The sequence below is a fragment of the Ancylobacter crimeensis genome, assembly GCF_023016805.1.
In the GTDB taxonomy this organism is placed as follows: domain Bacteria; phylum Pseudomonadota; class Alphaproteobacteria; order Rhizobiales; family Xanthobacteraceae; genus Ancylobacter; species Ancylobacter crimeensis.
Map to the genome: position 1 here is coordinate 1 of NZ_JALKCH010000021.1, position 8,687 is coordinate 8,687.

At 64.8% G+C, this 8,687-nt stretch carries 9 protein-coding genes, 1 tRNA gene and 1 pseudogene; 4 read left to right on the top strand and 7 right to left on the bottom strand.

What is annotated here, in order from left to right; all coding sequences use genetic code 11:
- Window positions 1-260 precede the first annotated feature (260 nt).
- Both MWN34_RS19425 and MWN34_RS19430 read left to right on the top strand, forming a co-directional pair.
- Entirely contained in the window at window positions 261-584 is a 324-nt protein-coding gene (locus MWN34_RS19425) for an antibiotic biosynthesis monooxygenase family protein (RefSeq protein WP_247030972.1), read from the top strand.
- A gap of 225 nt (window positions 585-809) precedes the next feature.
- Window positions 810-2,138 carry an LLM class flavin-dependent oxidoreductase gene (locus MWN34_RS19430; RefSeq protein WP_247030973.1) on the top strand — a complete coding sequence of 443 codons (1,329 nt, stop codon included), beginning with the start codon at window positions 810-812 and terminating at the stop codon, window positions 2,136-2,138.
- Window positions 2,139-2,429: 291 nt separating this feature from the next.
- On the opposite strand, the gene MWN34_RS19435 is transcribed toward MWN34_RS19430, so the two are convergent.
- The 3 genes from MWN34_RS19435 to MWN34_RS19445 form a co-directional block, all read right to left on the bottom strand.
- On the bottom strand, window positions 2,430-3,635 hold the full coding sequence (locus MWN34_RS19435; RefSeq protein ID WP_247030974.1) for an NAD-dependent formate dehydrogenase: 1,206 nt from the start codon (window positions 3,633-3,635) through the stop codon (window positions 2,430-2,432).
- A gap of 286 nt (window positions 3,636-3,921) precedes the next feature.
- On the bottom strand, window positions 3,922-4,830 hold the full coding sequence (locus tag MWN34_RS19440; protein ID WP_247030975.1) for a LysR family transcriptional regulator: 909 nt from the start codon (window positions 4,828-4,830) through the stop codon (window positions 3,922-3,924).
- Between the two features lie 92 nt (window positions 4,831-4,922).
- Window positions 4,923-5,798, bottom strand: a complete 876-nt coding sequence (locus tag MWN34_RS19445) for a CHAD domain-containing protein (RefSeq protein WP_247030976.1) — start codon at window positions 5,796-5,798, stop codon at window positions 4,923-4,925.
- A 166-nt stretch (window positions 5,799-5,964) separates the two neighbouring features.
- Here MWN34_RS19445 and MWN34_RS19450 point away from each other — a divergent pair.
- Window positions 5,965-6,041 (top strand) — tRNA-Met (locus MWN34_RS19450).
- A 142-nt stretch (window positions 6,042-6,183) separates the two neighbouring features.
- On the opposite strand, the gene MWN34_RS19455 is transcribed toward MWN34_RS19450, so the two are convergent.
- The 4 genes and pseudogenes from MWN34_RS19455 to MWN34_RS19475 form a co-directional block, all read right to left on the bottom strand.
- Window positions 6,184-6,528, bottom strand: coding sequence for a hypothetical protein (locus MWN34_RS19455; protein WP_247030981.1), 345 nt, complete (start codon window positions 6,526-6,528; stop codon window positions 6,184-6,186).
- A gap of 104 nt (window positions 6,529-6,632) precedes the next feature.
- Window positions 6,633-7,051: pseudogene (locus MWN34_RS19825) on the bottom strand (recombinase family protein); the annotation flags it as partial.
- Window positions 7,032-7,457: a hypothetical protein gene (locus tag MWN34_RS19470; RefSeq protein WP_247030977.1), complete on the bottom strand. Its 426-nt coding sequence runs from the start codon at window positions 7,455-7,457 to the stop codon at window positions 7,032-7,034. The pseudogene MWN34_RS19825 and the gene MWN34_RS19470, both read right to left, overlap by 20 nt.
- 10 nt (window positions 7,458-7,467) lie before the next feature.
- Window positions 7,468-7,722 (bottom strand): type II toxin-antitoxin system prevent-host-death family antitoxin, encoded by a 255-nt coding sequence (locus MWN34_RS19475; RefSeq protein WP_247030978.1) that lies wholly within the window; start codon window positions 7,720-7,722, stop codon window positions 7,468-7,470.
- Between the two features lie 339 nt (window positions 7,723-8,061).
- Here MWN34_RS19475 and MWN34_RS19480 point away from each other — a divergent pair, with 339 nt between their 5' ends.
- Entirely contained in the window at window positions 8,062-8,439 is a 378-nt protein-coding gene (locus MWN34_RS19480) for a hypothetical protein (RefSeq protein WP_247030979.1), read from the top strand.
- Window positions 8,440-8,687: the final 248 nt, after the last annotated feature.

Sequence of the window (8,687 nt, forward strand, 5' to 3'; positions counted from 1 at the left end):
AAAAGATCCCGGCTACCCGCAAGGCAGGTCTTATCGTCCGTCGGCAAAAGATCGACAGCCCACGCAGATCGCCGATCGCGGGCGATCTTCTCGCGATACGTGAAACGAGCGGTCGCGACGCGCCTGAGCAACGTCGCCTATCTGCCTGATCCGTAGCTCGACACGCCACCCATCTGCCGGCACTCTCGCTTCCCGATGAAACGGGTCGTGGTGTCGCGCGGGGAAGGCAGCGCCGCGATCGAGGGAGAACGGGGCGTCGCATGCTGGCCGTCATATTCGAGGTCTGGCCCGCCGAGGGACAGCGGGATGATTATTTGCGCATGGCCGCGGGCCTGCGCCGAGAGGTCGAGGCGATCGACGGCTTTCTCTCGGTCGAGCGCTTCGAAAGCGTCTATGAGGACGGCAAGCTGCTGTCGCTTCAGTTTTGGCGGGACGAAGAGGCGCTGGCAAAATGGCGGCACCAGCTCGATCATCGCCGGGCGCAGGCGGTCGGAAGGGGCGGCATGTTCCGTGATTATCGGCTGCGGGTGGCGCAGGTGGTGCGTGACTACGGACCAGACGACCGAAGCGAGGCGCCGGACTGAAACGCCGTCTGAAGCACAGGCACCGACGACGGCGATTCATCGAATCATTCTCGACCGGTTGTTCGAATCAATCTCTGGAACGCTGCGTCGGCCGTATGTCGGACGAACCTGCGCGCTACGGGGGACATTGACCCGGTCATTTGCCGGATGCTGAATCGGGAAGATCCGTCCCGCTCGCGCCGTTCCCGGATGCCGGAGGCGCGAGCTCGTGCCCGAAAGGCCGTCATGCCGCAGAAACAGCTTCATCTCGGCGCATTCATGCGCCCCACGACCCTGCACACCGGCGCCTGGCGCTATCCCGGTTCCTGGCCGGACACCAATTTCAATCTCGATCATCTGGTGCGATTTGCCCGGCAGCTCGAGGCGGCGAAGTTCGATGCGTTCTTCATGGCCGATCATCTCGCCGTGCTGAACATGCCCGTCGAAGCGCTCAGGCGCAGCCACACGATCGCGTCCTTCGAGCCGTTCACACTGCTCGCCGCGCTGGCCATGGTGACCAGCCATATCGGCCTCGTCGCCACCGCCTCGACCACCTTTGACGAGCCCTATCACGTCGCGCGCCGCTTCGCCTCGCTGGATCACATCAGCGGCGGGCGGGCGGCGTGGAACATCGTCACCACCTCCAATCCCGATGCCGCCCGCAATTTCGGGCTCATCGAGCATATGGACCATGACGAACGCTATGTGCGTGCACGCGAATTCCATGATGTCGTCACCGGATTATGGGACAGCTTTGCCGATGACGCTCTGCTGCGCGACACGCAGAGCGGGATCTTCTTCAATCCTGAGAAGATGCATGTGCTCGACCATAAAGGGCGGTACTTTTCCGCTCGCGGCCCGCTGAATATTGCGCGCCCGATCCAGGGCTGGCCGGTGATCGTGCAGGCGGGCTCCTCGGATGCCGGGCGGCAGCTTGCGGCGGAAACCGCCGAGGTGGTGTTCACAGCCTCGCCCAATCTGAGGGCCGGGCAGGCGCTCTATGCGGATGTGAAGGCCCGGGCCGAGCGGGCGGGACGGGCGCGCGAGCATATCAAGATCCTGCCCGGGGCCTTCATCGTGCTCGGCGATACGCGCGAGGAGGCGCGGGAGAAGCGCGCGCGGCTGGACGGGCTGGTGCATTACGACAGCGCGCTCGCCTCGCTCTCCATTGCGCTCGGGCTGGACGCCGCGCGCTTCGATCCCGACGGCCCGCTGCCCGAGGTGCCGGAAACCAATGACAGCCGCAGCGCACGCGAGCGGGTTGTGGGGCTGGCGCGGCGCGAGAATCTCACGGTGCGCCAGCTGGCGCAGCGGCTTGGTGGTTATGCCGGGCTGTCGCTGGTCGGAACCGCGCAAAGCGTGGCGGACGAGATGGAAGAGTGGCTGTGCACAGAAGGATGCGACGGGTTCAATGTGATGTTCCCCTACCTTCCGCAGGGGATCGACGACGTAACCCTTCACCTTGTGCCCGAATTGCAGCGTCGCGGCCTGTTCCGCACAGAATATGCCGGGCGAATGCTGCGGGAAAATCTTGGATTGCCGCGCCCCGCCAACCGATTCTTTGCCGGCACATAAAAAGACGGGCTCCCGTGGGAGCCCGAAGAAACCGCGAACCTCGCCCCTCGCCGGTGCACGGGCATGACCAGCGCGCGAGGCACGGGCAGGAGAAACAGCCCGGCCGGGGACCTGCGGGTCCGAATCTATTGGCCGGAACATGCGGTGCGGTGAAGGTCGGTCGAGAGGTTGCACCCTGTCGGGTGCTCGGAAAGGCATGAGGCTGCCCGGTCGGGGACGGTGCTTGACCTGAAGCGGTAAGGCATTCCCGTCCGCGCGGTGTTTCCACGGCGCGGACGGGACGCGAGGCGATCAGCCCGCCTTCTTGAACTTCGCAGCTTCTTCCGAACCGCCGGTGGCATTGCCCTTCGAGTAGGAATGCGCGCCGACGCCTGCGAGATTGCCGCCCTGCACGATCAGATATTCGTCGCGGATCGGACGGCCCTCGAAGAAGCATTCGAGGATTTCGCGCGTGCCGGCCGCATAGCGGGTCTGGGCGGTGAGCGAGGTGCCGGACATGTGCGGGGTCATGCCGTTCCACGCCATGGTGCGCCAGGGGTGGTCGGCCGGGGCCGGCTGCGGGAACCACACGTCGCCTGCATAGCCGGCGAGCTGGCCGCCTTCCAGCGCGCGGGCGATGGCGTCGCGGTCGCAGAGCTTGCCGCGCGCGGTGTTGACGATATAGGCGCCGCGCTTGAACAGCTTCAGCGTCTCGTCATTCACCATGTGCTCCGTTTCCGGATGCAGCGGACAGTTGAGCGTCACCACGTCGCAATGCGGATACATGTCCTGCGGCGTGTCGTGCCAGGTGAGGTTCAGCTCCTTCTCCACCGATTCCGGCAGGCGGTGACGGTCGGTGTAGTGCAGCTTCACGTCGAAGGGCGCGAGGCGGCGCAGCACCGCAAGGCCGATGCGGCCGGCGGCCACGGTGCCGACGCTCATGGCTTCGAGGTCGTAGGAGTGCTTCACGCAATCGGCGATGTTCCAGCCGCCCTTGCGCGCCCAGTCATGGGCCGGGAGATAGTTGCGCACCAGGCCGAGGATCATCATCACCACATGTTCGGCGACGCTGATCGAGTTGCAATAGGTGACCTCCGCCACGGTGACGCCGCGGTCGATCGCCGACTGCAGGTCGACGTGGTCGGAGCCGATGCCGGCGGTGAGCGCGAGCTTCAGGTTCTTCGCCTTGGCGAAGCGCTCCGGCGTCAGATAGGCCGGCCAGAAGGGCTGGGAAATCACGATGTCGGCGTCGACCAGTTCCTTCTCGAACACCGAGTCGGGGCCGTCCTTGTCAGAGGTGACGACCAGCGTGTGGCCTTGGGATTCCAGGTACTTGCGCAGGCCGAGCTCGCCGGACACCGAGCCGAGCATGGTGCCGGGCTGGAAGTCGATCGCCTTCGGGGTCGGCAGGGTCTGGCCGCCCGGATAGTGGTCGATCTTCGGCAGATCGTCGCGGGCATAGCTCTTCGGGTAACCGTCGATCGGATCGTCGTAGAGCACGCACAGAACTTTGGCCATCTCGGCATCTCCTCGTTGAAGGGACAGGGAGGGGCGTTCCCGCTGCAGGTGCAGCTGGCCGGGGCGGCTCATGGATGCGAGCAATCCTGCACGGCAATGGTCGCGCCGCGCGCGCTCCGCTGCCGGAAATTCCCTCCCTCCGGCCCGCCTTTCGGCACCCGGGGCACATTCTGGCCCGGCCGGTTGAGGCTCACTGTGAAGAGGACGGTGGCCGATCTCAAATTGAAAGGGAGAACTGATTGATAGATGAGAACAATGAAGCGATGTTATTTACAGATGTTCTTGTTCAAGTCAGCGGCGCGAAGGCCTGCTCCAGATCCAGCGTGCGCGCCAGCCGCAGCAGAGCATTCGCGACCGGGCTGAGCGGATCGCGATCCGCCACCACGAGGCCGATCGGCTGGTGGTGAACCGGTTCCACCAGCGGGATGCCGACCAGGTCGTCGGTGCGGCCATGGCCGCGGAAGCAGGCCAGCGGCACGATGCTGGACCACGGCCCGCCGCGCACGAGCGCCCACACCCCCATGAAGGAGTTGGTCTCCGCCATGGCGGGCGTCTTCAGTCCGGCTTCCTGCATCACCTGATCGATGATGCGGCGGTTCTGCATGTCGGGGGTCAGCAGGCATAGTGGCTCGCGCGTCGCCTCCTGCCAGCGTATCGCGCGGCGGTTGGCGAGCGGGCCGTCGGCGCGGGTCACGAAGACATAGCGCTCATTATAGAGATCCAACCGCTTCACCCGGTTGAGCGGCTCGTTTTCCAGATAGGTGATGCCGGCATCGAGCTCGAGCTCGTCGAGCCCGCGCTGGATCGCCGCCGAGCTCATGGAGAGCATCTGCACCCGCACATCCGGGTGTCGCGCGCAGAAGGCGGTGAGCAAAGGCGGCCCGGCCGGAACGGTGGCTGGAATGACGCCAAGCCGCAGCGTACCGGAGAGCGGGCCGCCGGTTTCCGCGCGCTCCTGGCGCAGGCTGTCATAGTCGGCCGCGATCTGCCGTGCCCAGCCGAGCACGCGCTCGCCCTCCGCGGTGAAGCCGAGAAAGCGATGGCCGCGCACCACGATCGGCAGGCCCAGCTCCTGCTCCAGCTTGCGGATGCCGGCCGAGAGCGTGGGCTGGGAGACATGGCAGGCGAGGGCGGCGCGGCCGAAATGCTTCTCGCGCGCCAGAGCGACCAGATAATGCATCTGTCTGACGAACATGGCGGCCTCCCGAGCACATCCGCCCTGCATAGGCGCGGCGGGAGGTCCTGCCAAGCGTTATGCCGTCTGGTATATGACGCAAGCGTGCGGCCTCACTCCTCCTCATCGGCCTGATAGGTGCGTTCGGCCCGGGCATAGGTCCTGAGACGGCGGCGGAAGGCACGCGGCGTCTCGGCAAACAGCCGGCGATGCTGGCGCAGCGCCTTGCGGGCGAGGTCGCCCTGCCGTCGATAGGCCGCCTCGATCACCGCGACCGCCGTCTCATCCGGATCATCGTCGGCGAGATGAGCCTGAAGCACCACAAGATCGTGATGCCGCCCGAGCTGCTCGCGCAGCCGCTGCAATTCACCCAGCCAGAACCCGCCGAGCCGCGGCCACCACTCCGCCGCCATCTCCATCTGGTAGCGATGGATGACGACCTCCTTGCGCAGGCCGTGCAGTGCCTCGGCGTCATGGGGATCGACCGCCCGGCCGGCGCGTCGCGCCCGCGCGTAGAAGCGGGCGAGACCGCGGATCAGCGCGCCGCGCGCGGGCGCGGCCTGCCCGGTGGCGAGCCGGCCGACACCATGCTCCATGAGGGCGGCGAGCGCCGCGGCCGCGTCGGCCTCGGCAGGCGTGCTGCCGGCGCCGTCCTCGGGAGCGGGGGAGGGCGGCAGGATGAACCCCGCGGGCAGGCCATGGCCGGCGAGATCGGCCAGCGCGTCCGCCATCGCCACTCCGTCGCGTGCGCCGGCCAGCGCCCGCGCCGCCTCCGAGATCTGCCGGCGCAGCGTCGCGGCCTCGTCCCGCGCCGGCCCTTCGATCAGCCGCAGAAGGCTGCGAGCGCGCTTCGCGGTCTTGCGCAGCGCATGCACGCGGGTCACCGGATCCGTCTCCGCAAGACCGGCGGATGCCTCCGCAGCCACCTCCAGCAACTGGCGGGTGAGCGGATCGATATCCCGAGGCGAGGCGGGCGAGAGGTTATCCACGGCTGTCTCTTTCAAAAAGAGTTATGGATATCAGTGTGTTATACAGAATAACGCAGCGGTATGCGACGGCCCCGTGACAAAATTTAACCCCAGCCCCTTTCAATTGGCGAGGAGCATTGCTAGATACCCCTCACCGCCGGACGCTAAAACGTCCTGGCGGCTCTGACGCGGGGTGGAGCAGCCCGGTAGCTCGTCAGGCTCATAACCTGAAGGTCACAGGTTCAAATCCTGTCCCCGCAACCACTGATACGACAAACCCGCAGCCTCGGCTGCGGGTTTTGTTTTCTAGCGTCGTGGCGATTGCCTGGCGCTCGGTCCATTCGAGGATGGTGCGCAGTTCGCCGTACAGCGCCGGCGAATATCTCGCCGCGTTCATTGCCGGGCTTCAGCACGATCCGCTCGATAAGCTTCCGCTGCCTGAGGCCTTTCCCCTGGCCGGTTCAGCGGATGGGTCAGAGTCGCGCGACCTGCTCGCATAGATGCCCGCGGCCCTTGCCAGCATGTCCGGCACGTCGTTGGGGATATCGACCAGTAGCGCTGAAAGCTCCTTTTTCCGGGCCTCCAATGCGTCCATTTCGGCCTTCATGCTCTCGTGGAACATTCCAGCCTTGATGGCCTCGATGATGCCCCTGATCTGCTTCTCGACTTTGACCAGTTCCGCTTTCCAGGCGTCGCTATTCGATCGGCGCTCCCGGTTGAGCCCGTTCGTCTCTTCGGCATAAGCGCGCATCGCCTCTTCACCACCTTATAGCCGTAGCAGAGCGCACCGCCCGACTTGCCGTCCTCGATACGACCATGGAGGCCGTGATGTGTCTTGGCGGCAAGGTCCTGGATGAAAAGCGCGTTCATTGTGCCCTTCAGGCCGACATGCAATTCGCTGATCTCGCCTTCGGCCAATGTGACGATCGGCACGCCGGCGAATTTGAGGTGCTTGAACAGCGTCGCAATGTCCGCCTGGTCGCGGCTGATGCGGTCCAGCGCCTCGGCCATCACCACATCGAATTGTCCCGCTGCGCGTCCTGCAATAGCATCTGGATGCTAGGTCGCAGGATCATGCTCGAACCAGAAATCCCTGCGTCTTTGTAGGTGGCGACCACGTTCCACTTTTCCCGCCTCGCCTGCTCACGGCAGAGGCGAAGCTGATCTTCGATTGAGGCTTCCCGCTGATGATCGGAGGGATAGCGGACATAGAGCGCGACGCGGGTCGTCGACCTTCCTTTCGTGTCTCCAGGGTCAGCGGCGGACTGCACCACTCCTCTTCGCTCGTGCTAGTTCGAGGAATCTGGCCCTGATTTTCGCGAACAGCCCTGGGGGGATGAAACCGTAGCTGAACTCACCCGGCTTGCCAGGAACCGGCGATAGCCCGCCATTCGGCCGTTCGTCGATATTGTGCTCCGATACGATCACCCAACTCGGCTCGCTGTCGAGGCCGATAGCCTCTTTCACCTTCGCCGGAATCTCGATCCCCACCGTATCGCCGGACGGCGGCGTATGGGTGATCGGCAGCAACACTACATAGCGAGGGCGCACAAGGGAATCGGTCGCGGCGACGAGGCAGGTCGGACGATCCTTGCCTTGATCGCGGCCGGCAGCTGCCTCGTGCGTCCAGAGATAATCATAGCGGAGGATGAGGCCGGGCTTTGGCTCGGGAAACGCCACGCCGAGCACCCTACTTCAACAGGTCGTTCAGGTGGGCATGCTCAGCGTCCATCTCCGCGCGCTCCACCGCGTCGATCACCACATTGAACGCATCGGCCGTGCGGTGGGTCCGCTGCGCGGCGGCCCTGAGCCAGTCATAATGGTCCGCGGACATCAGCACGAACTCGCGGCGCCCATGCCGAGTGATCTCCACCGGCTCGCGCTGGGCCTGATGCTGGAACTCGCCGAACTTGCGCTGGAATTCGAGGGAGCCGACTCTCACCATGGCGGACATCCTTTCACATCGAATGCCAGAATTATACGTATAATTTGTTTACGAGCAAGGCTGGAGTTACGCCGTCCGCGCTGGAGTTACACCTCCTCGCCTGTCAAACGTTTCCGGCGCACCTCCCGCTCAAACGCGATGTGCCGCTCAAACTGCTCGCGGGCGATCTTGCGACCGATGATCCGGGCAAGACTCAGAACCGCCTCTTCTGTCCCGCGATTTCCATGGTCACGCCGCGTGCATGTGCAGGGCCGTGACTCCAGGGCGGCGAAATGCGCCTCGACTCCCCCGCCGGCCTTGCTACCGTTTCGCCTCGATGCAACTTCAGGGGAGGCGGGGTTGAAAGTCTCGAAGATGGTGGTCGCGGCGGTGCTCGGCCTTGCTCTGGCCGGTTGCGCCACCGCGGATCAGAGCCGCGAGAACATGCTGGTCGCCGCGGGTTTCCGCATCCGCCTGGCGGACACTCCCGAGAAGGTGGCCTCGCTCAAGGCGTTTCCGCCTCATCAGTTCTTCGCCCAGAACCAGAACGGCCAGCCGACCTTCTTCTATGCCGATCCCACGGTTTGCGGCTGCCTCTATTACGGCACCATGGACAATCTGCAGGCCTATCAGCAGATGGTGTTCCGACAGAAGCTTGCCGACGAACAGCAGATGACGGCGATGATGAACCAGAACACGGCCTTCGATTTCGGCCCGTGGGGTCCGCCCTTCTGGTGAGCGTGGCGGGGGCGGGGGGCGGCCCGGACGCTCTTCACGAAGCGGAGATCCTGCTGCAAAAGCCGCATCGGACCCGGCGCGAAAGGGGCGATGATACCGTCGATATCGTCGTCAGCCGCTATCCACGACTTCTAACATATTGATCTGTCGTTTCTTTTACTCGTTCTGGCCGAAGGTTATCCCCTGCGGATCGTCGCCCGTCATTTTTCTGTTTTGAGCCGTGTTGACATCGGTCCGGGGCTCCCCCT